The sequence below is a fragment of the Novosphingobium sp. NDB2Meth1 genome, assembly GCF_900117425.1.
Classification (GTDB): domain Bacteria; phylum Pseudomonadota; class Alphaproteobacteria; order Sphingomonadales; family Sphingomonadaceae; genus Novosphingobium.
Genome location: NZ_FPEH01000011.1, coordinates 311,753 through 335,305, shown reverse-complemented (window position 1 = coordinate 335,305; position 23,553 = coordinate 311,753). Strand labels below are relative to the sequence as shown.

Below are 23,553 nucleotides of genomic sequence, written 5' to 3'. Positions count from 1 at the left end.
CTGGGTAGCGATTGCGGCGGGCAGCACACAAGCTTTTCCTTGCGCTGAAGGGGGCCATCCGCAAAAGGGAGCGCGCTATGGAAAACGCCGAAAACCCCGCCCCGCTTGATGTCTTCACTGCCAGCCAGACTTCCAAGGCATGGCCGTTCGAGGAAGCGCGCAAGCTGGTCAAACGCTTCCCTGGCGGCAAGCGCGATGCGGCGGGCAATCTCGTCCCCGTGCTGTTCGAGACGGGCTACGGCCCCTCGGGCCTTCCGCATATCGGCACCTTCCAGGAAGTGCTGCGCACCACGCTCGTCCGCCGCGCCTATGAGACGCTCACCGGCGGCCACCCCACGCGCCTCGTCGCCTTCTCGGACGACATGGACGGCCTGCGCAAAGTGCCCGATAACGTGCCGAACAAGCAGGTGCTCGCCGAAAAGCTCGGCCACCCGCTGACGCGCATTCCCGATCCCTTCGGCAAGTTCGAAAGCTTCGCGCACCACAACAACGCGATGCTGTGCGACTTTCTCGACCGCTTCGGCTTCGAGTACGAATTCGTCTCGGCGAGCGATCGCTACAATTCGGGCGCCTTCGACGATGCGCTGAAGAACGTGCTGCGCAAGTATGATGCGATCATGGACATCATGCTCCCGACCTTGCGCGAGGAACGCCGCCGCACCTATTCGCCGGTCCTTCCGATCAGCGAGAAGAACGGCGAAGTCCTGCAGGTGCCGGTCGAAGTCGTCGATGCCGAGGCGGGCCTCGTGCGGTTCGAGGATCAGGGCGAGACGGTCGTCCAGTCGATCCTCGGCGGCAAGTCCAAGCTGCAGTGGAAGGTCGATTGGGCGATGCGCTGGTGCGCGCTCGGCGTCGATTACGAGATGTGCGGCAAGGACCTGACCGACAGCGTCACTCAGTCGGGCCGCATCACGCAGGTCCTCGGCGGCAGGCGCCCCGAAGGCCTGATCTACGAGCTGTTCCTCGACGAGAACGGCGAGAAGATCTCCAAGTCCAAGGGCAACGGCCTCACCATCGAGCAGTGGCTCGAATACGGCAGCGAGGAAAGCCTTGGCTTCTACCTGTTCCGCGAGCCCAAGAGCGCCAAATCGCTCCACGCCGGCGTGATCCCCCGCGCGGTCGACGAATACTGGCAGTTCCGCGAAAAGCTGCCCAGCCAGCCGATCGAGCAGCAGCTCGGCAACCCCGTCTGGCACCTGCTGCGCGCCAACGGCTACCACGGCGGGGACGGCGATACGCTGCCCGTCACTTACGGCCTGCTGCTCAACCTCGTCGGCGTGCTCGGCGCAGCTGCGACGCGGGCGCAAGTCTGGTCCTACCTCGGCAACTATGTCGAAAACGCCGACCCCGCCGCGCATCCCGCGCTCGATACGCTGGTTACGTCAGCCTTGGCTTACAACCGCGATTTCGTCGCCCCGACGCTCAAGCGCCGCAAGCCCGAACCGAACGAGGCCGCCGCGCTCGCCGCGCTCGACGCCGAACTCGCCGCCACCGACGACAGCGCCAGCGCCGAAGACCTCCAGACCCTCGTCTATGAAATCGGCAAGGACCCGCACTACGGCATCGGCGCGCTGCGCGATTGGTTCAAGGCGCTTTACGAAACCCTGCTCGGCTCCAGCCAGGGCCCCCGCATGGGCAGCTTCATCGCGCTCTACGGCATCGCGGGGACGCGGCGGCTGATCGCCGAGGCGCTGGAAGGGGTGGACCTGCCGGCGCAATGAGCACGGGCCGCAGCGGGCTGCGGCGCCGGGGCATCGTCAGCCAAACATCGTTTCCAGGCTCTTTGCCCGATGCCGCACGGCATGTGCCAGCTTGTGAACTTCAATGGTCACAAGGTGCCGGTCATGCGTGGGTATTTCATGCAGCGCGACGAAGCCAATGCCGCACCAGAGCAGCAGCGACAGTGGAGCTCCGATCATCAGACCCTTGAGAAAGCTCTGGTTATGCACGGCGTGCCCTCAAATCTTACCACAAGGTTATAGCGGCGCAGCCTTTCAGCGAGATGAACGCACTGCTGCCGGCGCTGAAAGACGGCCATTCCCACGCTGTCCCTCCTAATACCACGGCCGCGCGCGGTACCACTTCGTCACGATATACTTGACGCCGCGCTCCACCGGCCGACCGGCGTGCATCGTCAGCGGGTTGGGCTTCCCGTCGCGCCCCATGTTGTTCCACACCAAGAGCGCGCCCTTCTGCGGCGGGACCGAGACCGGCGCCTTGGGAAACTCGGTTTCGCCGCCGGCCTCCACATCCGAGAGGTAGCCCATGGCGGTCCACGTCCGCTGCCCGCCGCGGCCTTCCTCGGTCGGCCAGTAACTCGCTGATGTATCGAAGTAATCGAAGTGCGCGCGGAATTGCTGGCCCGGCTCATAGCGCTGGCCCTGGATCACTTCGCCATGTGCGTGTTCGATGCCGAGCAGATCATCGATCCGCCGCTCCAGCATCTTGATGAACGGATCGTCCGGATCGACATCGCCGCTGTAGCTCGTCCGTCCGCTGTCGGCGTTGTTGTGGTAAGTGGGCGAGGGCCGCGCCACCGCGTCGACCATCCTGATCAGCCGCGCGCATTCCTCGGCGGTGAAAAAATCGGCCACCCCGTAGATCTCGATCGTATCGAGCGGCAGGCGATAGGCGCTGGGATCGGCATCAAGCCGCGCCCGCACCCGCTCGCCCACTTTGGCCAGTACTGCGGCGTCCTTGGCGGCGGGTGCATTACGGCGAAATCCGATCATCGCGCGCTCATGCCGCAGCACCGCGGCTCTGCCAAGTGGCAGGTAGCAAGCCACCGTCGTTCTAATGTGTCTTCATGCTCACGTCATTGAGTTATTAATGAAAACTAAAGTTTAATCCGATCCGGACTAGATTTCTCCCCGCCGGGCCTACCTAAATTGCGTCTTATGGTTACATATATAGCCGGATCGAAGGTTTATTGATCGCAAGAAATTCAAGGTCGCGTAACGATATAACTGGCCGTTTAACCAGTCAGGCCCACAGCACCGAATGCCCAGCGGCGGAGGCGGAAGTGCTTGGAAGCGAACGCGTCCTTGCGATACGAGGAGTTGGCTTTGGACGGTCATGTCGACTTGGATGCGGAAACCCTTCGCATCGCCAAGATGTTGTATGAAGCGCGTCGCCGCCGCGACGCCGCGAGCCCGATCAAGGGCCTGTTCGGCGAACCGGGCTGGGATATCCTGCTGGACCTGTTCATCGCGCGCAGAACCCGCACGGCTCTGCAAGTCTCCAGCGTCTGCGCGGGTGCGGGCCTGCCGTCCACCACCGTTCTGCGCTGGATCGCGCGGCTGGAGCGTGAAGGGCTCATCGTGCGCGTGGCCGATCAGGAAGATGCCCGCCGCCGCTATGTGAACCTCACGGCGCGGGGCCTCAGGCTCACCACATCCTTGCTTGATGCCATCGGTTCAATCGGTTGAACCTTCCGGCTGGCCTGTCTGAACTCAAGCCAGGCGGGCCAGCAGATCACGGGCGAAGGCGGACAAGGTGTCGTCGCGCGCGCCCATGATCACGATGCGGTCCCCAGACCGGGCAAGTTCCACGATCCGCGCGGCGCAATCGGCGCGGGCCGGGATATGCTCGGCGATCCCGCCATGCGCGCGGATCAGGCTCACTATGCGCTCGCTGCCCACCGAGCGGTCGACCGTTCCGCCGAAGTAAACCGGATCGCACAGGATCGTTTGGTCCTCGGCGCCAAGCCGCGTTGCCAGCACTTCGGCCAGTTCCGCACCCATCTGCCGCAGTGGGCCATAGCCGTGCGGCTGGAAGAACGCGATCACGCGGCCCGGGTGCGCCTTCAGCGTTGCCAATGTCGCGGCGACCTTTTCCGGATTGTGCCCGAAATCGTCGATCACCGTCACGCCGCCCGGGCTCGTCCCCACCACATCGAATCGCCGCGCGAGGCCGGCGTAGTCGCCCAGCGCGCGCACCGCGTCGGGCAGCGGCACCCCGGCAGCATGGGCCGCTGCCAGCGCCGCCAGCGCATTGGACAGATTGTGCCGTCCCGGTACTTTCAGCGAGAGGACATGCCGCTCGCCGGTGCGGCCCAGTTCGATCGTGGCGCCGATGCCCAGCGGCGATTCGGCCACGCTGCCCTTGACTACCCTTATATCGGCCCTGCTCGACTCTATGCCGAAAGTGAGCGGACCGCCTAACGCCCGGCTGGCGAGCGCGGCGCTTTCCGGATCGTCGAGATTGACCACGGCTGTTCCCGCCCGGGCCAGAAAATCACCAAACAGGCCGCGCAGTTCCTCCATGCTCTTGTGATCGAGACTGACGTTGTTGAGCACGGCAATCGTGGGGCGATAGGCGGCGATGGAACCATCGCTCTCGTCCACTTCCGAAACGAACGGCGCATCACCCCCGCCGACCCGCGCGCTGGCGAAGGGCGCATCCGGCCCTGCGAAATTCTTCATCACCGCGCCGTTCATGATCGTCGGATCGCGCCCGCAGGCGGTCAGGATCCAGCCGAGCATGCCCGTCACGGTCGATTTGCCGCTGGTGCCGCCCACCGCGATGCTCACCGGCGCGGCGTTGAACAGCGTGGAGAGCAATTCGGCGCGGCGCATCTTGCGGCACCCCAGCTGCGCGGCGCGCACCATTTCCGGCACGGTGTCCTCGACCGCAGCCGAGGCGACAAGGATCTGCTCGGCCGAAGCAATCCCGCTGCCGTCCTGCGGGTGAAGATCAAGACCAAGGCTTTCCAGCCACGCGAACTTTTCGGGCGTTCGCCCCTGATCGCGGCTGCGGTCCGACCCGGCAATGCGCGCGCCCTTGCCCTTGAGGATCAGCGCCAGCGGCAACATGCCCGAGCCGCCGATGCCGCAGAAGAACCAGGGCCGGTCGATCAGGCTTGCGGTGAGGTCCATACTCATGCCCGTGCGGTATGCGCCCTTGCGGCGATGCGCAACCGGGTTAGGAAGGCGCATGCCAAGGATCGCCATCTGCGCGCCCGCCCGTCCTATCACGCCCGACGACGCCGCGGCGGTCACGGCGCTTGCGGCGAATGTTCCGGGCATCGAACTCCTATTCCACCCCCAGTGTTTCCTGCAGGCGGGCCATTTCGCCGGCAGCGATGTGCAGCGGCTGGCAGCCTTCCTCGAATGCGCGGGCGATCCCGCTCTCGACGCCATCTGGTTCGCGCGCGGCGGCTACGGCTCCAATCGCATTGCCGAAGCTGCCATCGCGAAATTGGGGGAGGCCGCCCGCGGCAAGATTTACCTGGGCTATTCCGACACCGGCTACCTCCTTGGCGCGCTTTACCGGGCGGGCATCGGTATACCCGTCCACGCCCCCATGCCCGGCGATATCCGCCGCGAGGGCGGGGCCGAAGCCGTCCGGCGGACGCTGGGCTGGCTCGCCGGAGACCACATCGGCGCGGAACCGACGCAGGACGGCCACCCCCGCGCCGCCTTCAACCTTACCACCCTCGCCATGCTCTGCGGTACGCCGCTGATGCCCGATCTCAGCGGCCACGTCGTGCTGGTCGAGGAAGTCTCCGAGCACCTCTACGCGGTCGACCGGCTGTTCTTCCACGTGACCGCGCACCTTCATGGGATTGCCGGACTGCGTCTCGGCCGCATCGGCGACGTGCCGGAAAACGACGTCGATTTCGGCGCCGACGAGGAGGCCATCGCCCGCGACTGGTGCGCGCGGACGGGCATCCCCTACCTCGGTCGTGCCGATATCGGGCACGACATTGATAACAAGATTGTCGCATTCGGGCTTGAGGGACCCCCGCCGAATCACTAGGCGCGCGGCTTCACAGCAGGAGTGTGTTGATGCGGGCATTCGTTTTTCCGGGGCAGGGCAGCCAGAAGCTGGGCATGGGCGCAGAGCTCGCCGCCGCCAGTGCTGCCGCGCGCGAGGTCTTCGAGGAAGTCGATGATGCGCTCGGCCAGAAGCTCTTCGCGCTGATGACCGAAGGGCCCGAGGACGAACTGACGCTCACCGCCAATGCCCAGCCCGCGATCATGGCCAATGCCATCGCCGTGCTGCGCGTGCTGGAAAAGGAATGCGGCCTCGTGCTGGCCGACAAGGCCCAGTTCGTCGCCGGTCACAGCCTCGGCGAATATACCGCGCTTTGCGCCGCCGGGGCCTTCAGCCTTGCCGATACCGCGCGCCTCTTGCGTCTGCGCGGGTCCGCGATGCAGGCCGCCGTGCCGGTGGGCGAGGGCGCGATGTGCGCGCTGCTCGGTGCCGAGATCGATCAGGCCGCCGCGCTCGCCGAAGCTTCGGCGGCGGGCGAAGTCTGCACCGTCGCCAACGACAACGCCCCCGGGCAGGTCGTCCTTTCCGGCCACACCGGTGCCATCGAACGCGCGATCGCCGGTGTGAAGGAGCACGGTATCAAGCGCGGGATGCTGCTCCCGGTGTCCGCGCCGTTCCACTGCCCGCTCATGCAGCCCGCTGCCGATGCCATGGCGCAGGCGCTGGAGCAGACCCCACCGGGCGCCCTGCGCGTGACCCTGATGGCCAACGTCACCGCGGCCCCCGTCACCGACCCTGCCGAAGTCCGCCGCCTTCTCGTCGAACAAGTCACCGGCCGCGTCCGCTGGCGCGAAAGCATGATCGCACTGGGCGCTGCCGGGGTCACGCATTTCGTCGAACTCGGCGGCAAGGTCGTCGGCCCGATGATCACCCGCACTGTGGCCGATGTGGCAGTTGCCAGCGTGGTCGGCATGGCCGATATCGAAGCCTTCGCGAAGGAGCTCTAAGCCATGGAACACCGCCTCTTCGATTTGACCGGGATGACCGCCCTCGTCACCGGCGCTGCCGGCGGCATCGGCTCGGCGATCAGTCACGCGCTGGCCCGTCAGGGTGCCCGCCTCGCACTCTCGGGCACCAATCCGTCGAAATTGCGGTCTTTCCGGGAAGAGCTCAACGACACCTACGGGCACGACCATGTCGAGATCACCTGTGATCTTTCGAACACCGAGCAGGTCGAGCATCTCGTCCCTGCCGCGATCGATACGCTCGGCAAGGTCGATATCCTCGTCAACAACGCCGGCATCACGCGCGACAACCTCGCGATGCGGATGAAGGACGAGGAGTGGGATGCGGTCATCAAGGTCAATCTCGAAGCCGCCTTCCGCCTGATGCGCGCGGCCTCGAAGCCGATGATGAAGGCGCGCTTCGGCCGCATCATCACCGTGACCAGCGTCGTCGGCGCGACCGGCAATCCGGGGCAGGTCAACTACGCCGCCGCGAAGGCCGGCCTCGTCGGCATGTCGAAAAGCCTCGCGCAGGAACTCGCCAGCCGCGGCATTACGGTGAACTGTGTCGCCCCGGGCTTCATCCGCACCGCGATGACCGACGTGCTGCCCGATGCGCAGAAGGACGCGCTCAACGCGCGCATCCCGATGGGCCGGATGGGCGAGGGCGGGGACATCGGCGCGGCGGTCGCCTACCTCGCCAGCCGCGATGCGGGCTATGTCACCGGGCAGACCTTGCATGTGAACGGCGGCATGGCGATGCTCTCCTGAGCCAGCCCCTGCACCTCAAGATGCGCCGCGCGGCTCTTCTTCTGGCGCTGGCCCTGCTCCAGACAGTGCCCCAGGCAGTGCAGGCGCGCCCGCCGCAGGCGCTCGCCTGTGCTGTCATCGCGGCCCCGGACGGCCTCGACGCGCAGCTTGCGGACTCGATGCTCACGCTCGACGAGACGCGCAGCAAGTCCGCGATGGATACGCTGCACACTCTCGTCGATCGCTGTGCGGCGGACCAGTTCCTGAATGACAAGGAGCGTGAGGCCTATTTCGGCTATGTGCTCGGCCGCATGGCGCGCGATGGGCTCGATCCGCGCCTCAAGGCAGAAGGCATTCCCGCCGATCTCATCGACAAGGCGCTCGATATCGGCCCCGGCAATGCCAACAATCCGGCGACGCAGGTCACGCAGGGTGACTTGCGCCGGGTCTCCACCGCACTCAGCGAAGCGGGCAAGGATCCGGCCAAGGTAACGCCCGTCGGCTGGGGCCTCATCACTGCGTGGATCGCCGCCACCGCGCAGATGTTCGACGCGCTGCGCGTGCTCGATTGACCCTGCAGGGCAAGCCCGCCGTTTTCGCTGCATTTATGCACAGCTTCGCCGCCGCGGATGCGGCTTGCGCTTGCCCGCGGCGGGGCGCGCGTTAAGGAAGGTAGTCCAGCAACAACCCATCTCTCCGGGCGATTCCGCTCGCGAGGAGATGCCAGCTAGACGGCCTTGACGGTCCTTCACGCGGACCGGCCCGGGCAGGGGACACGAGACGAGAATGAAGGCCACGATCGAACGCGCGACCTTGCTGCGCTGCCTGTCCCACGTGCAATCGGTGGTGGAGCGGCGCAATACCATTCCGATCCTTTCCAACGTGCTGATCGAGGCTGCGGCCGGCGGTGCGGTGCGCGTGATGGCAACCGACCTCGATCTCCAGATCGTCGAGACGATGCCCGCCCGCGAAGTGGAACGCCCCGGCTCGATCACCGTTTCCGCGCACCTCCTGTTCGACATCGCGCGCAAGCTGCCCGATGGCAGCCAGGTCAGCCTCGATGCCTCCGAAGGCCGCATGGTCGTCAAGGCCGGGCGCAGCCGCTTCCAGTTGCCGACGCTTCCGCGCGACGATTTCCCGGTGATCGTAGAAGGCGATCTGCCGACCAGCTTCGAAGTGCCCGCCCGCGTCCTCGCCGAACTGATCGACCGCACCCGCTTCGCGATCTCGACCGAGGAAACCCGCTACTACCTCAACGGCATCTTCCTGCACGTGGCGGACGAAGCCCAGCCGGTGCTCAAGGCCGCCGCGACCGACGGCCACCGCCTCGCGCGCTACACCATCGCGCGGCCTGACGGGGCCGAGGGCATGCCGGATGTGATCGTGCCGCGCAAATGCGTGGGCGAGCTGCGCAAGCTGCTCGAAGACGTGCTCGATACCGCCGTTCTTGTCGATCTTTCCGCCAGCAAGGTGCGCTTCACGCTTGGCGGCGAGCACGGCGTGGTGCTCACCAGCAAGCTGATCGACGGCACCTTCCCGGACTACAGCCGCGTGATCCCCACCGGGAATGACAAGCTGCTCCGCCTCGATCCGCGCAGCTTCTTCGAAGGCGTCGATCGCGTCGCCACGATCGCCACCGAAAAGACCCGCGCGGTCAAGATGGCGCTCGAGAACGACAAGGTCACGCTCTCGGTCACCAGCCCGGAAAACGGCACGGCGGCAGAAGAAATCGCTGCCGAATACCGCGCGGCGGGCTTCGAGATCGGCTTCAACGCCAATTACCTCAAGGACATCCTCAGCCAGATCGATGGCGATCTGGTCGAGCTGCACCTTGCCGATGCCGGCGCGCCGACGCTGATCCGCAAGGATGACAAGTCGGCTGCCCTCTATGTGCTGATGCCGATGCGGGTGTGATTTTGCGGAGTGCATGTGGCCTCTACGGAGCCTCCTGCGTCCGCGCGATGGCCCCAATAGACAAGGCTGCCGCATCCGGCTGTAAACGACCGAATGGGCCGATGTAACCTTCATCCGTACTGATTCCGGGCTGATCGGTCCACGATCGGATACGCATTCAACCATATCGGGCCTTCTTCTGTTGCGAATTGTTTCTGGAGTATCCGATCCGGACACAAAACGGACGGACCAAGACACATGGACAACCGCGACATCGCAGGAAAACTGGCTTTCTTCTCGATCGGCGCCGACGACAGGGCCCGCTTCCCGGGCGTCGGCAAAGTGATCGCCAGCGCCGGCCCCGCAGCGCTCGACAAGCTTTACGATCAGATCGCGGCCACGCCCCAGACCGCCGGATTCTTTGCCTCGCGCAATGCCATGGCCTCGGCCAAGTCCAAGCAGATCGCACATTGGCAGGCTCTTTTCGCGGGCGGCGCCACGCCTGACTATTTCCAGCGCGCGGAAAAGGTCGGCAAAGTCCACGCCCGCATCGGCCTTGCCCCGCAGTGGTATATCGGCGCTTATGCCAGCGTGCTGGAGCCCGTCATCACCGCCATGGTCGGCCCTCTCTCCAAGGGACAGGCCAAGCGGATCGCCACGTTGGTCAAGATGGCGCTGCTCGATATGGAAATCGCGGTCGAGACGTACTTTGCAGTGGAGGAGGAACGCCGCAGTGCCGTGATCGACGCGCTCGGCGCCGCACTGCAGCGCATGACCGACGGCGATTTCGGCACCGCGCTCGAACAGCTCCCAGCCGAGTTCGCCGCGATCCACAACAGCTTCGAGACGATGCGCGCGCAAGTCGGCAGTGCCCTCGGCGATGTCGCGCAGACCTCGCATGCCGTCGATCTCGGCGCGCAGGAAATCCGCCAGGCCTCCGATGACCTCGCCCGCCGCACCGAGCAGCAGGCCGCCAGCCTTGAGGAAGCCTCCGCCGCGATGACCGCGCTGGCCGCCAGCGTCGGCAGCACCGCCGGGGATGCTGCGCATCTCCATGATTCCGTACAGGCCGCGCATGGAGACGCTCAGGCGGGCGGCAGCGTCGTCGAGGAAGCGGTCCACGCCATGACCGACATCCACGATTCCGCACAGGAAATCGGCAAGATCATTGCCACCATCGACGGTATCGCCTTCCAGACCAACCTGCTCGCGCTCAACGCCGGGGTTGAGGCGGCGCGGGCCGGAGATGCCGGGCGGGGCTTCGCCGTCGTCGCCAACGAAGTGCGCGCACTGGCCCAGCGCTCCGCCGAAGCCGCGCTCGATATCAAGACCCTGATCGGCCAGAGTTCGGTGCAAGTCGAGCGCGGCGTCGCGCTGGTCGGCCAGACGGGTGACACGTTTGCCCGCATCGTCGGCAAAGTGGGCGAAATCGCCGGGCTCGCCAGCAACATCGCCTCCGCCGCCAGCGCGCAGGCCGAGAACATCGGCCACGTGCGCGAGACGGTGCGCGAGCTTGACGTCATGACGCAGCAGAACGCCGCGATGGTGGAAGAAGCGACAGCTGCCTCGCGCAACCTCGCGGGCGAAGCGGACCGCATGGCCGCGCTGGTCGGACGCTTTGCGCTTTCCGGCGCGGCTTCGGGTCAGGGCGGTGTCCAAGGCGGCATGGCGCTTATGCGCCACGCCGCCTGACGCTCAGATATCGACGACGATCTTGCCGAAGTGGGTATTGCTCGCCTGATGGCGGAAGGCACCCGCGAGATCGGCCAGCGGAAAGTGGCTGTCGATCACCGGCTTGATGCCGTTCGCCTCGATGCCGGCGATCATGTCCAGCTGCATCGCGCGGCTTCCGACGGTCAGGCCCTGCACGCGCAGGTTCTTGAACATCAGCGCCGCGGTCTGCACCGGCCCGGCAAACCCTGCCAGCACGCCGATCAGCGCGACATGGCCGCCGACGCGGGTGGCCACCATCGACTGGTCCAGCGTGCCCGCGCCGCCGATTTCGACCACGCAGTCGACACCCGCGCCGCCGGTCAGTTCAAGCGCCTTGACGCCCCAGTCCGGCACGACCGTGTAGTTGATCAGTTCGTCCGCCCCCAGTGCGCGCATGCGTTCCAGCTTGGCGTCCGATGAACTCGTCGCGATCACCCGCGCGCCTGCCGCCTTGGCGAACTGCAGCGCGAAGACCGAGACGCCGCCGGTCCCTTGCACCAGCACGGTCGAGCCCGGCTTCACGTTGCCGTCCGCGAACAGTGCGCGCCACGCGGTGAGGCCAGCGCAGGTCAGCGTCGCGGCCTCGGCAGCCGAATAGCCGTTGGGCACGCGGGTGAACCAGCCCGCCGGGGCGACGATCTCCTCGCGGGCATAGCCGTCGATCCCGTCGCCCGGCACCGTGGTGAAGGCCGTCGCGGGCGGCGCGCCGTCGTCCCAGTTGGTGAAGAAGGTCGAGACGACGAGGTCGCCCGGCGCATAAGCGGTGACGCCTTCACCCACCGCCACGACTTCGCCGGCACCGTCAGACATCGGAATGCGACCGGGGGCAGCGGGGAGCATGCCCGTCACCACCGCGAAGTCGTGGTAGTTGAGCGAGGAGGCGCGCAGCCGCACCCGGATCTCGCCGGGGCCGGGATCGCCGCAGTCGGGGAGCTGGTCGAGATGCAGGGTGTCGAGCGACGCCGGGGCACCGATACGGATCGCGGCAATGCTCATTCTGCGGCCTCCAGCATCTCGGCCTGCTGCGGGCCGCGCACCAGCACGCCGGGCGTTGCGCCGGTCCAGGTGCCGTTCTCGAAGGTCACTTCGCCCGACTTGATCGTGTAGACGTACCCTTCCGCTCTCTGCAGCAGCCGCTTGCCGCCCGCGGGCAGGTCGAACGCCAGCCACGGCTTGCCGAGCTTCAGCGCCTCCATGTCGATTACGTTGAGGTCGGCCAGCGCGCCCGGCGCGATCACGCCGCGGTCGTTCATGCCATAGAGCCGCGCGGTGTCGTGGCACTGCCGCTTCACGGCCTGCTCGAGGCTCAGCCGCCCGCCGCGCTTGCGATCGCGCACCCAGTGCTGGAGCATGAAGGTGGGCGAGGCCGCATCGCAGATCGTGCCGCAATGCGCGCCGCCATCGGAGAGCGAGTTCACGCAGTCGTCGCGCGATTGCAGTTCCTCGAGGAAGTCGAGGTTGCCGTCGGCATAGTTGAGGATCGGCAGGTAGATGAAGCCGGTGCCGCCGTCCGCCAGCATCAGGTCATAGGCATAGCTTTCCGGCGTCACGCCCGCCGCCGCCGCGCGCGCAGCGATGCTCGCATCGGCCTGCGGTTCGTAATCGAAGCTCGCGTCCATTTCATACTGGTTGGCCCAGCCTTCGCCGATCACGCGGTAGAGGTGGACGATGTCGGTATCGGGATAGACGTTCTGCTCCGACAGCAGGATGTTCTTGAACACCGGATCGGCGAGGTGCGCGAGCTGGTCTTCCCACGGCATCGCCGCGATGGCCGCCCACGAAGGGCGGAACAGGAACGGATGCACCGTTCCGCGCCAGTTCATCACGATGCCGTTCCCGCGCAGCGCGATCTGGGCGACAATGTTCGCGCCGGCCGCGTTCTGGCGGGTCATTTCCGCAATCTGCTCGGAAAGCGGCAGTTCCTTGGCGATCGACTGCAGCGCGGCGAAAGTGACGGGCAGGCCCGTCTCGCGGCTCAGCGCGCCCATCCAGCCGAACTCGTCCCACTCGCGCTTCATGTCGCTGGCGATCTCGAACACGCCGTGGCCGACGCGGCCCATCGCGCGGCCGATGCGGATGAGTTCGTCGGCGGTGGCGGTGGTGCCGGGGACGACTTCGCCGTCGACGCTCTTGTGAATGATGGTGCGGCTGCTGGAGAAGCCCAGCGCTCCTGCACGGACCCCGTCCTCGACGATTTGCGCCATCTTTTCAATATCTTCGTCGGTCGGGACGGCGCCCGGACGCTCGCGGTCGCCCAGCACGTAGGCGCGCACCGCGCCATGGGGCACGTGGGTCGCCACGTCGACCGAGCGCGGCAGGCGCTCCAGCGCGTCAAGGTATTCGGGGAAGCTTTCCCAGTCCCACTTGAGCCCTTCGGCGAGCGCGGTGCCGGGGATGTCCTCGACGCCTTCCATCAGCCCGATCAGCCACTCGTGCCGGTCCGGCGCGGCGGGCGCGAAGCCGACGCCGCAGTTGCCCATGACCACCGTGGTCACGCCATGCCAGGAACTCGGCGCCATTTCCTGATCCCAGGTCGCCTGACCATCATAATGCGTGTGGATATCGACCCAGCCCGGCGCGACGACCTTGCCGGCGGCATCGATCTCGCGCCTCGCCGTGCCGCTCACCTTGCCGACAGCGGTGATCAGGCCATCTCGCACGGCCACGTCGCCGGTGAAGCGGGGGCGGCCGGTGCCATCGACGATGGTCCCCCCGCGCACGATGAGGTCATAAGTCGGCATCACTCGGCTCCTCTATCCCCGCGCGGCCGACTCGTTGACGGCGGCCTACGCGTTTAACTGGGCGATTAAGTCAGAGGATGGCCAGCGGGTCAATGTCCGCTTGGGCCTAGGCGTCAAGGAACCCGGTCAGCTTGCCGATAAAGGCGTCCGGCTGGGCGAGCATGAACAAGTGCCCGCCGCCCGCGGTCATCTCCAGCTTGCTGCCGGGGATCGCGTTGTGGAGGAAATGCGCGTTGGCGGGCGGCACCAGCTGGTCGTCGGCATCGCCCATCACCATGACCGGCATGCCCAGCAGCGGCAGGAACGCGGCGCTGCTCCAGCCTGCGAAGGCCGCCAGCTGGCAGCTCCAGCCGAGCGGGGAGGGGGCGGTTGCGGCGTTCAGCGATACGCGGTCCGCCCCGCCGCCGTTGTAGAACATCGCAAGGTTCCGGCGCAGCGTCTTCTCGACAGAATATTCCATCGGATCAAGCATCTGGCTGATCATCGAGGCATTGCCGGGGATCATCGTCCCGCCCGCCGAGGTTGCCGCCAAGACCAGCTTGCCGGTGCGCGCGCGGTGCTGGAAGGCGAACTGCTGCGCCACCGCGCCGCCCCAGCTGATCCCGAGCAGATCGACGCAATCGATCCGCAGCCGGTCGAGCAGCGCCGCCAATGTCAGCGCCATATGCGGGATCGTGTAGGGGAAGATCGGATCGGGTGACTGGCCGATGCCCGGCATGTCGAAACTGATGATCCGGCGGTCCGGCAGGCGCCGCGCGATCGGCTCGAGCATTTCCATGTTCATGCCGATCCCGCTCAGGATCACCAGCGGGCGCGGTGCAGGCGCCTTGGCACCCGGCGCCGGCTGGACATGCCATTGGCCCACCCGCAGGCGCCGTCCGGCAACGCCGATCATCGTGAAACTGGCGGTCGTGGCCACGCGAAATCCTCGAGGTTCTGGTAAAACAACAGCTTGCCGCTGCCCCTAGCACCGCGCCGTGGCAAGCAAAAGCAAACCCAAGGAAATCTGCGGAAAAAAGTCCGGAATGGGGGCACGCTTAACGGTTTCTCAAAGCAGTTAAGCGCAATTGACGGGTGATGAGCCAACCGACCGGGGACCCAGCTGCTTTGCAGGCCGAGCCGACGCGCGCGGTGCGCGATTTCGCGCGCACGCAGCGGCGCCGGGACCGCGTGCCGACCGCGCCGGTCAGCCGCGCCGATGTCGCCGGCGCGGCGTTCCTGTTCGGCACCGGGCCGGGCAGAGGCCTGATCGCGCGCGAATGGCCGCATATGGCCTTGCCGATGGTGCTGGGCGTGCTCGGCCTTGCCCTCGCCAATTTCTCCGTCCGCCCGATCATCGCGCCGCTGCTTGCACTGCTGGCTTCCGCCCTGCTGTTCGTCGCGCGCTTCACTTCGGTCTACGAGGAGAGCCGCGACCATCCCACCATCGTCCGCATGGCGCTGATGGCGGCCTCGATCGGCATTCCGCTGTTCATCTATGGTTACGCGATCGGCATGTGGGCCAACAGCGGCGTGGTGCCGTGGGTTCAGGCGCTCGCGCTTCTCGTCACGATCTCGCTCCTTGCCACCGTCACCGAATCGGGCCGCCTTGCCGGCATGCTCACCGCCGAAGTCGCGATGTGGTCGGGCGTCACCTGGGTCACGCATTTCGCTGGCGGCATTCTCTCGCTGGTGATCGGCGGCGTGATCGCGGTCGCGGCCTATCTCCGCCAGCGCGAGATCGATCTCAAGGTGCGCATCGCGGTCGAAGAGGGCGTGCGTATCCAGACCCGCGCCGAGGAAATCCTCGCCGATTACGAGGAGACCGGGCAGGGCTGGTTCTGGGAAACCGACCGCCGCGGCCTCATCACCTATATCTCGCGGCCCGTCGCGCATGTCCTCGGCCGCAAGGTGGACGAGATCATCGGCCGACCCTTTGCCGAACTGTTCAACCTTTCCGAGCAATCGGGCGAGGGCGAGCGCACGCTCGCCTTCCACCTCTCCGCCCGCTCCAGCTTCAGCGAACTGGCGGTGCGCGCCGCCGTCTACGATGAGGAGCGCTGGTGGTCTGTGACGGGCCGCCCGACTTACGACGCGTTCAACAACTTCCAGGGCTTCCGCGGCTCGGGCACCGATCTCACCGAGAAGCGCCGCTCGCAGGAGCACGCCTCGCGCCTCGCGCATTTCGATTCGCTCACCGGCCTCTCGAACCGCTTCCAGATGTCGCAGACGCTGGAGAAGATCCTCACTGCGCCCAACGAGCAGAACCGCGCCTGCGCCGTGTTCCTGCTCGATCTCGACCGCTTCAAGCAGGTCAACGATACGCTCGGCCACCCGGCCGGCGATGCCCTCCTCAAGCAGGTCGCGCAGCGCCTCGAACGCGTGATCGGCACCGTCGGCCGCGTCGGGCGGCTTGGCGGCGACGAATTCCAGGTCATCCTTGCCGGCAAGATCGCCCGCGAGCAGCTGGCTCACCTCGCCGAGCGCATCATCGAGACGCTCAGCCAGTCCTATTCCATCGAGAACAGCCGCGTGATGATCGGCGCCTCGGTCGGCATCGCGCTGGCGCCCGACGACGGCGTTACCAGCGAAGCGCTCATCCGCAATGCCGACCTCGCGCTCTACGCCGCCAAGGACGCGGGACGCGGACGCTATCACTTCTATGCCGCCGATCTCCACAGCGATGCCGAGGAGCGCCGCCAGCTCGAGGAAGACCTGCGCGACGCGATCACACACGGCAATCTCGAGCTTTACTACCAGCCCGTCGTCCAGACCGCGACCGAGCGGATCACCGGCTTCGAGGCGCTGCTGCGCTGGAACCACCCGGTCCACGGCTTCATCTCGCCCGCCAAGTTCGTGCCGATTGCCGAGGATGCGGGGCTGATTGTCTCGATCGGCGAATGGGCGCTGCGCACGGCGTGCCAGGATCTCGCGCAGTGGCCGGATGACGTGCGCGTCGCGGTCAACGTCTCGCCGCTCCAGTTCGCCAATCCGGCGCTGCCTTCGATGGTGACCAGCGCGCTCGCGTCCGCCGCAGTCCATCCCGACCGGCTCGAACTCGAGATCACCGAAAGCGTGTTCCTGGGTGACGACAAGGCCACCGAGGCGATGTTCCGCGCGCTCAAGGGCATCGGCGTGCGCCTTGCGCTCGACGACTTCGGCACCGGCTATTCCTCGCTCGGCTATCTGAAGCGCGCGCCCTTCGACAAGATCAAGATCGACCAGTCCTTCGTGCGCGGCGCCACGCAGGCCGGCAGCCGCAACGGCGCGATCATCGCCTCGATCGTCAGCCTTGCCGAAGCGCTCGGCATGGAAACGACCGCTGAAGGCGTCGAAACGCTCGACGAACTCGATCTCGTGCGCATGCTCGGCTGCAGCCATGTGCAGGGCTATATCTACGAACGCCCGCTGTCTGCGTCCGCCACCCAGTCGCGCCTCGCCACCGGCCTCATGGCGATCGCCCGCGGCCCCCGTTCGGCCCGCGCCTCGCGCCAGGCCATGCTCCGCCGCGTGGTGCTCGACCACGGCGGCCATCGCTACAACGGCACCGTGCGCAACATGTCGCTGACGGGCGCGCTGATCGAGGGCCTGTGGAACGTGCCGCCGGGCACCATCTTCCGCATCCAGCTCTCAGACGGCCACACCGTCACCGCCACCTGCCGCTGGGCGAGCGACGACCGCATGGGGGTCGAATTCTCGCAGCCGCTGCGCCTTGATGATGACGGCCGGATCGCCGCCGTGGCGATCAGGTCCACTCTGGCCCCGCTGCCCGATCCCGCCGCAAACCAGCGCAAGGTTGGCTGAGCGCTAGCCCGCTTTCCCGAAGATCCTGCCCAGCAGCTTGCTCCCGGTCCCGAGCGGATTGCGCCGAATCTCCCGTTCCTGCTCGCCGAGGTAGAGGAATACCCCGTCGCTCGCCTTCTGGGTGACATAGCCAGTCAGGTCTTTCGCGCCGAACTGGCCCGCGATCAGGCTGTTCTTCGCGGTGAAATTGTCGAGCGCCTGGAACGCCTTTACGCCCGAAAGCGATTTGGCAACGACCGGCGTCATCGCGGTCTGCAGGTCCGGACCCATCGTGCGGCGGAAGTAGTCGGTGGCGGAGGTTTCGCCGCCGGTCACGATCCCCAGCGCATCGGTCACCGTCATCCGCGTGATCGCCGTCTTGAGCAGCGGCAGTGTCTTGCCTACCGCACCTTCCGCAGCGGCGTTGAGCTTGGCCGAAAGTCCGCCGCCCACCCCGGCGCGGTCGAGCGTCTGAAACAGCCCGTTCAACTTGCCCAGCGGCCCCGGCAACCCGATGCGCACGCGCGGATCATCGGCAAACCCGCCCGGCCGACCCAGCTGCGCGACGACCTTTTCCGCCGCCTTGCCCAGCGCCAGCTTGAGCCCGCTGGAGGCCTCGCTGTCGGTCACGCCGGGCGGCGGGGCGGAGGTGGTCGGTGCGCTGCTGGCGGACGGGGCCGTGCGGCCGAGAATAGCGCCGAGAATGCTGCCCGCATCCTGCGCTGATTGCGCGGCGGCGCTGCCTGCCACGGCCAAGGCAAGGCCCGCACCTGGTATCAACATCCTTGCGCGCATCGTCTTGTCCCCGTCCCGTTTTGGCCAGTCTGCCGCCGCGAGCCGCCTCGGGCAAGGGGGCGCCTGCACCTTGGGGCAGGGCTGCCGTCGGGTTCGCTAGTCAAAATGGCAATGGCACCGCCCTGTAGCGGCACCTAGCTCTCGGTGCACAGGCCAAGCCAAGCGGAGCGAGCTATGCCCCACACCAACCGCCGCATCTTCCTCAAGCAATACCGCGAGGGCCTGCCGCTTCTCGAAGACTTCGGCGTCGAGGACAGCGAAATCGCAGATGTTCCGGCAGGCCATGTCGTGGTGAAAGTCGATACGCTCTCGATGGACGCGTGGATCCGCACCACGCTCACCCCCGGCAGCTTCCACGAGACGGCAGGCCTTGGCACCACGATCCGCGCTCTCGGGGTGGGGCAGGTGGTCGAAAGCGCCGATCCCGCGCTGGCAGTGGGCGATTGGGTGTACGGCATGCTGGCGGCGCAGACCCATGCGCTCACCCCTGCCGCCGCGCTGACCAAGCTCGACCTTTCGAACAGCCTCAAACCGGCGGATTATGTCGGCCCGCTTGGCCTCACCACCGGGCTCACCGCATGGGTCGGCCTTGTCGCGGTGGCGGACGTGAAGGGCGGCGATACCGTGCTCGTCTCGGGCGCAGCGGGGGCGGTCGGCTCGATGGTCGTCATGCTCGCCAAGGCGCGCGGCGCCCGCGTGATCGGTATTGCCGGCGGCCCGGCGAAGTGCCGCTACCTCACGGAGAAGCTCGGCGCGGACGTCGCGATCGACTACAAGAATGCCGATCTCGCCGCCGAAGTCGCCGCCGCCGCGCCTGACGGGATCGACGTGTTCTTCGACAATGTCGGCGGCGAGATCCTCGACGTCGCGCTCGCCAACCTCGCACCTGCCGATGCGCGCATCGCGATCTGCGGCGCGATCTCGCAATACTCGGACCTCGCCAACGTTCGCGGCCCCAGGAACTACCTCAAGCTGGCCGAGCGGAACGCGACGATGAAGGGCTTTGTTGTCACCCACCACGCCGCGCGTTTCCCCGAAGCGAAGGCCGAGATCGCGGCGCTGATGCAGGAGGGCAAGCTCGACCTGCCCGAGCACGTGGTGACCGGCATCGACCACTTCGCCGAAGCGCTGCTGCTGCTTTTCGCGGGCGGCCACACCGGCAACCTGCTGGTGCGGCCCTGACGCTTCAGTCCTGCGCGGCGTAGATCTTCACCAGATCGTGGAGGTAATCGCGTGCGCGGTAAGCGCCTTCCACCGAGTGTCGTTCGTTGAGACCGTGGAGACCGTTGCCGTCCGGATCGAGCAGCGGACCCGGCACCCCGTACGTCGGAATGCCGAGAGGCCCGATGTAGGTGGCGTCGGTTGCGCCAGCCAGCATCGCGGGGACGAAAGGCACGCCCGGATAGTGCTGGGCGGCGAGCTTTTCTGCCGGCCCCATGATGCGCGGGTCGAGCGGCGGGGGCACCGCGAGTGGACGCACTCGGCCAACCGGAGTGACCGTGATGCGCGGATCGGCAATTGCCTTGATCAGTGCGGCGCGGGTGGTGGCGCCATCCTCGCCGGGTACGATCCGGCAGTTGATATTGGCCTTGGCGCGCTGGGGCAGGGCATTGGCTGCATGGCCCCCTTCGAGCAGCGTGGCGACGCATGTGGTGCGCAGCAATGCATTCATCGTGCGGTCCGCAGCCACGATGGCTTCTGCAGACTGGTCGGCCGGATTGGCGGCAAGGCGCGCCATCGCCGCCCCCAAAGCATCCCCACGCGCAGCACCGACTTTTGCGAAGTAGGTGCGGGTCGTATCGTTGAAGTGGACCGGGAACTTCAGCGCTCGCACCCGTGCCAGCGCGTCCGCCAGCTCATAGATCGCATTGTCGTCCACCGGCAGCGAGCTGTGCCCGCCGGGATTGGTCGCCTGCAGTTCGAAATTGTGGTTGGCTTTCTCGCCCGTCTGCATCGATTGGCTGAGCACCTTGCCGTGCCCATCGGTCGTCCCGTTGCCGCCTTCGTTGAGCGCAAATGCGGCAGCAATCAGATCAGGGCGATTTTCGGCCAGCCATTTGGCCCCGTTCATCCGCGCACCGGATTCCTCGCCGCATGTCAGCGCGAGCTTGATCGTACGTTTTGGCCTGAAGCCCTCGGCCTTGAAGCGGACCAAGGTGTCGATCCAGATCGCATCGAGCAATTTCATGTCGGACGTGCCGCGCCCGTAGAAGTATCCGCCCTCTTCGATGAAGCCGTAGGGATCGCGCACCCAGTCCTCGCGCCTGGCGTTCACGACGTCGATATGGCCAAGCAGCAGCATCGACTTCGCCTTGGCCGACGTGCCGGGCACGGTAACGACCAGGCCACCATCGAGCGGGAAGGCCGGGTCCGTGAACAGCGTCAGTTGATCGTCGCCGAAGCCTGCGGCGCGGAAACGTACCGCGATCTTCTCTGCCAGCGCGGTACAACTGCCGGTGGCGAGCGACGTGTCCGTCTCGACCAGCTCCCGGTACAGATCGCGGAAGGCCAGCTGGCCTGCCGTCGGCCGCGCAAGCGCAGCATCGGCTGCATGCGAGGCTTGAGAGACAAGGACGAGCATGGCTGCCATTGCGGCGGCACAGGCGTGTCTGGTGGTCATGGCATGATTTCCCCTTACGCGGCGTAGTTTCCATTCCCCCGCGGGAAAGTCCACCACAGCCTGCAACGTGTGCAGGGTCATCAACCTCACTGTAATTCCATCGTCATCGCCGATAGATAGATCATCGGGCCACAGGCAGGGGGAATGAGCCGTGAGCAACGCAAGGCGCTGGATATGTGGGGTATCGGCTTCTGCATTGGCAGCCGTCAGTCCGCTCCATGCCCAGGACATCCCAAATCCGGCCCAAGCAGACGCGGCAGATGCTGCAGTGCAGCCCGGCGAAATCGTCGTCACTGCGCAGAAGCGCACGGAGAAGTTGCAGGACGTTCCGCTTTCGATCGTCGCGCTTTCCACCGAGGCGCTGGCCGAACGCAACGTCCGCAATTTCAACGATTACGCCAAGTTCCTCCCCAGCCTCTCCTACTCGAGCTACGGCCCCGGGCAGGCCGAAGTCTATTTCCGCGGCCTTTCGAATGGCAACCGCCTCTCCACCGGCTCGCTCCCCACCGTCGGCGTCTATCTCGACGAGCAGCCGGTCACCACCATCGGCTCGACTATCGACGTCCACGTCTACGATATCGCCCGCGTCGAGGCGCTGGCCGGCCCGCAAGGCACGCTGTTCGGGGCGAGCAGCGAGGCGGGCACCTTGCGCATCATCACCAACAAGCCCGACACCAAGGCCTTCTCGGGCTCGGTCGATCTCACCGCCAACACCGTCGTTCACGGCAAGCGGGGCGGGATCGCCGAGAGCTATCTCAACATCCCGCTGTCCAGCCGCATCGCCCTGCGCGTCGTCGGATTCTACCAGTACGACGGCGGCTATATCGACAACGTGCGTGCCCCGCGCGGCGTGACCTATCCAACCTCGGGCGCGGTGCGCGACAACAAGGACCTTGTTGGCCGCGACCAGAACTCGATCGAAGCCTATGGCGGCCGCGCTGCGCTCAAGGTCGATCTCGACGACAACTGGACGGCGACCGCCACGCTCATCGGCCAGCGCCAGACCTCGAATGGCACGTTCGCCTACAAGCCCTCGGTCGGCGATCTCAAGACCACGCGGTTCTTCCCTGAAAAGCAGGAAGACAAGTGGTATCAGGCCAGCCTCGCCATCGAGGGCAAGCTCGGCCATTTCGATCTGACCTATGCTGGCGCCTATTTCGCGCGCGAGGCGCGGTATACCTCCGATTATGCCGACTACGCGTTCTTCTATGATACCGCCTACGCCAGCACGCCGGACTATTTCGGCAACAACTTCTTCGACAATGCCGGCAATCTGATCAGCCCCGCGCAGACCGTCAGCCAGGACGAACGCTTCACCAAGCAGAGCCACGAACTGCGCATCGCGTCGCCCTCCACGGACCGTCTGCGGATCGTCGCGGGGCTGTTCTACCAGCGCCAGACCAACAACTGGCGCAATCTCTATACCGTCCCGAACCTTGCTGATGTGCAGTCCGTCACCGGCTTGCCGGGGGTGAACTACGCCAATATCCAGTTCCGCACCGACCGCGATTATGCCGCCTTCGCCGAAGCGGCGTTCGACATCGTGCCGACACTGACGCTGACCGGCGGCCTGCGCGCCTACAAGTACGACAACGACGTAATCGGCTTCTTCGGCTTCAACGGCACCCGCAGCGCGGTCGGCGAGGCGCTGTGTTTCCCCGGTACGGTGGGCGCCTATGGCACGCAGCGGCCTTGCGACAATATCAACGCCAAGGCGACCGGCTCGGGCGTCCGCCACAAGCTCAACCTCAGCTGGAAGGCCGCCCCCGGCAAGCTGCTCTACGCCACGTGGTCGACCGGTTTCCGCCCCGGCGGTATCAACCGCCGCCCTTCGGCCCCTGCCTATGCGGTCGAAAAGCTGACCAACTACGAGATCGGCTGGAAGACCAGCTGGCTTGACGGCAAAGTCCTGTTCAACGGCGCGCTGTTCCTCGAAAAGCTCACCCAGGCGCAGTTCGCCGTCACCAGCGACCAAAACGGCATCACCGATATCGTCAACGCCGGTCGTGCCCGCTCGAAGGGGATCGAGGCGGACTTGACCGTCATTCCGACGCGCGGCCTCTCGTTGCAGGCCTCCGGCACTTTGGTCGAGGCCGTAATCACCACGGACCTGTGCCAATACACCAATGCTGCGTTCGATTGCACGATCCCCAGCCCAGCGGGCAATCCCAATTCCTTGCGCGCCCCGGCCGGAACCCGCTTCGCCGGCAGCCCCCGCTTCAAGCTCTCGGGCCTCGCGCGCTACGAGTTCCCCCTCGGCCCGTTCAATGCCTACTTGCAGGGCGCGGTGTTTCACCAGTCCAGCGTCACGTCCTCACTCGATGTCGAGGAAGCGCGCCTGATCGGTATCCAGCCCGCCTACACCACCTTCGACATCTCGACCGGGGTCAGCCGCGACAACTGGTCCGCCTCGCTCACCATCGAGAACGTGGGCGACAGGCGCGCGCAGCAGAGCCGCACCGCGACTTGCGCCATCGCGATTTGCGGACCCGGCTCGGTCGTCGTCTATCCGCTGCGGCCCCGCTTCGTCAGCTTCCGGGTTGGGCGCAAGTTCTGA

General features: G+C 66.3%; 19 protein-coding genes. 11 read left to right on the top strand and 8 right to left on the bottom strand.

All coding sequences use genetic code 11. The annotated features are described in order from the left end of the window. Window positions 1-77 precede the first annotated feature (77 nt). A complete protein-coding gene (locus tag NDB2M1_RS01890) occupies window positions 78-1,721 on the top strand; it encodes a lysine--tRNA ligase (protein ID WP_072379079.1) in 1,644 nt (547 codons plus the stop codon). 36 nt (window positions 1,722-1,757) lie between these two features. Here the strand turns inward: NDB2M1_RS01890 and NDB2M1_RS21910 are convergent, their stop codons facing one another. Both NDB2M1_RS21910 and NDB2M1_RS01885 read right to left on the bottom strand, forming a co-directional pair. Continuing rightward, complete coding sequence (locus NDB2M1_RS21910; RefSeq protein WP_143146590.1) at window positions 1,758-1,949, bottom strand: hypothetical protein; 192 nt, start codon at window positions 1,947-1,949, stop codon at window positions 1,758-1,760. Between the two features lie 105 nt (window positions 1,950-2,054). Then, window positions 2,055-2,732, bottom strand: coding sequence for a prolyl hydroxylase family protein (locus NDB2M1_RS01885; protein WP_072380016.1), 678 nt, complete (start codon window positions 2,730-2,732; stop codon window positions 2,055-2,057). Between the two features lie 294 nt (window positions 2,733-3,026). On the opposite strand from NDB2M1_RS01885, the gene NDB2M1_RS01880 reads away from it, so the two are divergent. Next, entirely contained in the window at window positions 3,027-3,428 is a 402-nt protein-coding gene (locus NDB2M1_RS01880; protein ID WP_231624963.1) for a winged helix DNA-binding protein, read from the top strand. 24 nt (window positions 3,429-3,452) lie between these two features. Here NDB2M1_RS01880 and NDB2M1_RS01875 read toward each other — a convergent pair whose 3' ends face one another. Continuing rightward, the gene (locus tag NDB2M1_RS01875) at window positions 3,453-4,883 is read right to left on the bottom strand and encodes a glutamate ligase domain-containing protein (RefSeq protein WP_072380014.1); all 1,431 of its coding nucleotides are present in this window, start codon (window positions 4,881-4,883) and stop codon (window positions 3,453-3,455) included. Between the two features lie 52 nt (window positions 4,884-4,935). Here NDB2M1_RS01875 and NDB2M1_RS01870 point away from each other — a divergent pair, with 52 nt between their 5' ends. From NDB2M1_RS01870 to NDB2M1_RS01845, 6 genes are all read left to right on the top strand, one after another. Continuing rightward, window positions 4,936-5,760 (top strand): LD-carboxypeptidase, encoded by an 825-nt coding sequence (locus NDB2M1_RS01870; protein ID WP_072379077.1) that lies wholly within the window; start codon window positions 4,936-4,938, stop codon window positions 5,758-5,760. Between the two features lie 29 nt (window positions 5,761-5,789). Next, on the top strand, window positions 5,790-6,725 hold the full coding sequence (gene fabD / locus NDB2M1_RS01865; RefSeq protein ID WP_072379075.1) for an ACP S-malonyltransferase: 936 nt from the start codon (window positions 5,790-5,792) through the stop codon (window positions 6,723-6,725). 3 nt (window positions 6,726-6,728) lie between these two features. Further along, a complete protein-coding gene (gene fabG / locus NDB2M1_RS01860) occupies window positions 6,729-7,493 on the top strand; it encodes a 3-oxoacyl-[acyl-carrier-protein] reductase (protein ID WP_054121717.1) in 765 nt (254 codons plus the stop codon). Between the two features lie 20 nt (window positions 7,494-7,513). After that, a complete protein-coding gene (locus NDB2M1_RS01855) occupies window positions 7,514-8,044 on the top strand; it encodes a hypothetical protein (RefSeq protein WP_143146589.1) in 531 nt (176 codons plus the stop codon). Window positions 8,045-8,258: 214 nt separating this feature from the next. Then, on the top strand, window positions 8,259-9,386 hold the full coding sequence (gene dnaN / locus NDB2M1_RS01850; protein WP_054121718.1) for a DNA polymerase III subunit beta: 1,128 nt from the start codon (window positions 8,259-8,261) through the stop codon (window positions 9,384-9,386). Between the two features lie 237 nt (window positions 9,387-9,623). Next, window positions 9,624-11,057: a methyl-accepting chemotaxis protein gene (locus tag NDB2M1_RS01845; protein ID WP_072379073.1), complete on the top strand. Its 1,434-nt coding sequence runs from the start codon at window positions 9,624-9,626 to the stop codon at window positions 11,055-11,057. A gap of 3 nt (window positions 11,058-11,060) precedes the next feature. On the opposite strand, the gene NDB2M1_RS01840 is transcribed toward NDB2M1_RS01845, so the two are convergent. From NDB2M1_RS01840 to NDB2M1_RS01830, 3 genes are all read right to left on the bottom strand, one after another. Next, window positions 11,061-12,074, bottom strand: coding sequence for a zinc-dependent alcohol dehydrogenase family protein (locus NDB2M1_RS01840; protein ID WP_216233928.1), 1,014 nt, complete (start codon window positions 12,072-12,074; stop codon window positions 11,061-11,063). Beyond that, a complete protein-coding gene (locus NDB2M1_RS01835) occupies window positions 12,071-13,819 on the bottom strand; it encodes an N-acyl-D-amino-acid deacylase family protein (RefSeq protein ID WP_072379071.1) in 1,749 nt (582 codons plus the stop codon). Before NDB2M1_RS01835 ends, NDB2M1_RS01840 begins: the two co-directional genes overlap by 4 nt. 106 nt (window positions 13,820-13,925) lie before the next feature. After that, on the bottom strand, window positions 13,926-14,738 hold the full coding sequence (locus NDB2M1_RS01830) for an alpha/beta fold hydrolase (RefSeq protein ID WP_253185738.1): 813 nt from the start codon (window positions 14,736-14,738) through the stop codon (window positions 13,926-13,928). 158 nt (window positions 14,739-14,896) lie between these two features. Here NDB2M1_RS01830 and NDB2M1_RS01825 point away from each other — a divergent pair, with 158 nt between their 5' ends. Beyond that, window positions 14,897-17,602, top strand: a complete 2,706-nt coding sequence (locus NDB2M1_RS01825; RefSeq protein ID WP_072379069.1) for an EAL domain-containing protein — start codon at window positions 14,897-14,899, stop codon at window positions 17,600-17,602. Between the two features lie 3 nt (window positions 17,603-17,605). Here the strand turns inward: NDB2M1_RS01825 and NDB2M1_RS01820 are convergent, their stop codons facing one another. Continuing rightward, a complete protein-coding gene (locus NDB2M1_RS01820) occupies window positions 17,606-18,331 on the bottom strand; it encodes a DUF4197 domain-containing protein (protein WP_171955299.1) in 726 nt (241 codons plus the stop codon). A 219-nt stretch (window positions 18,332-18,550) separates the two neighbouring features. Between NDB2M1_RS01820 and NDB2M1_RS01815 the strand changes: the two genes are divergently transcribed. After that, window positions 18,551-19,558, top strand: coding sequence for an NADP-dependent oxidoreductase (locus NDB2M1_RS01815; protein WP_072379065.1), 1,008 nt, complete (start codon window positions 18,551-18,553; stop codon window positions 19,556-19,558). A gap of 4 nt (window positions 19,559-19,562) precedes the next feature. On the opposite strand, the gene NDB2M1_RS01810 is transcribed toward NDB2M1_RS01815, so the two are convergent. Beyond that, window positions 19,563-20,996 (bottom strand): M20/M25/M40 family metallo-hydrolase, encoded by a 1,434-nt coding sequence (locus NDB2M1_RS01810; RefSeq protein ID WP_072379063.1) that lies wholly within the window; start codon window positions 20,994-20,996, stop codon window positions 19,563-19,565. A 268-nt stretch (window positions 20,997-21,264) separates the two neighbouring features. Between NDB2M1_RS01810 and NDB2M1_RS01805 the strand changes: the two genes are divergently transcribed. Continuing rightward, complete coding sequence (locus NDB2M1_RS01805) at window positions 21,265-23,553, top strand: TonB-dependent receptor (protein WP_171955298.1); 2,289 nt, start codon at window positions 21,265-21,267, stop codon at window positions 23,551-23,553.

What these genes read in the sequence shown, in the direction of transcription:
- NDB2M1_RS01855 (WP_143146589.1), top strand. Translation starts at nt 7,514, where the DNA reads ATGCGCCGCGCGGCTCTTCTTCTGGCGCTGGCCCTGCTCCAGACAGTG.
- NDB2M1_RS01835 (WP_072379071.1), bottom strand. Translation starts at nt 13,819, where the DNA reads ATGCCGACTTATGACCTCATCGTGCGCGGGGGGACCATCGTCGATGGC.
- NDB2M1_RS01810 (WP_072379063.1), bottom strand. Translation starts at nt 20,996, where the DNA reads ATGACCACCAGACACGCCTGTGCCGCCGCAATGGCAGCCATGCTCGTC.
- fabD (WP_072379075.1), top strand. Translation starts at nt 5,790, where the DNA reads ATGCGGGCATTCGTTTTTCCGGGGCAGGGCAGCCAGAAGCTGGGCATG.
- NDB2M1_RS01845 (WP_072379073.1), top strand. Translation starts at nt 9,624, where the DNA reads ATGGACAACCGCGACATCGCAGGAAAACTGGCTTTCTTCTCGATCGGC.
- fabG (WP_054121717.1), top strand. Translation starts at nt 6,729, where the DNA reads ATGGAACACCGCCTCTTCGATTTGACCGGGATGACCGCCCTCGTCACC.
- dnaN (WP_054121718.1), top strand. Translation starts at nt 8,259, where the DNA reads ATGAAGGCCACGATCGAACGCGCGACCTTGCTGCGCTGCCTGTCCCAC.
- NDB2M1_RS01825 (WP_072379069.1), top strand. Translation starts at nt 14,897, where the DNA reads ATGAGCCAACCGACCGGGGACCCAGCTGCTTTGCAGGCCGAGCCGACG.
- NDB2M1_RS01840 (WP_216233928.1), bottom strand. Translation starts at nt 12,074, where the DNA reads ATGAGCATTGCCGCGATCCGTATCGGTGCCCCGGCGTCGCTCGACACC.
- NDB2M1_RS01890 (WP_072379079.1), top strand. Translation starts at nt 78, where the DNA reads ATGGAAAACGCCGAAAACCCCGCCCCGCTTGATGTCTTCACTGCCAGC.
- NDB2M1_RS01815 (WP_072379065.1), top strand. Translation starts at nt 18,551, where the DNA reads ATGCCCCACACCAACCGCCGCATCTTCCTCAAGCAATACCGCGAGGGC.
- NDB2M1_RS01885 (WP_072380016.1), bottom strand. Translation starts at nt 2,732, where the DNA reads ATGATCGGATTTCGCCGTAATGCACCCGCCGCCAAGGACGCCGCAGTA.
- NDB2M1_RS01875 (WP_072380014.1), bottom strand. Translation starts at nt 4,883, where the DNA reads ATGAGTATGGACCTCACCGCAAGCCTGATCGACCGGCCCTGGTTCTTC.
- NDB2M1_RS01870 (WP_072379077.1), top strand. Translation starts at nt 4,936, where the DNA reads ATGCCAAGGATCGCCATCTGCGCGCCCGCCCGTCCTATCACGCCCGAC.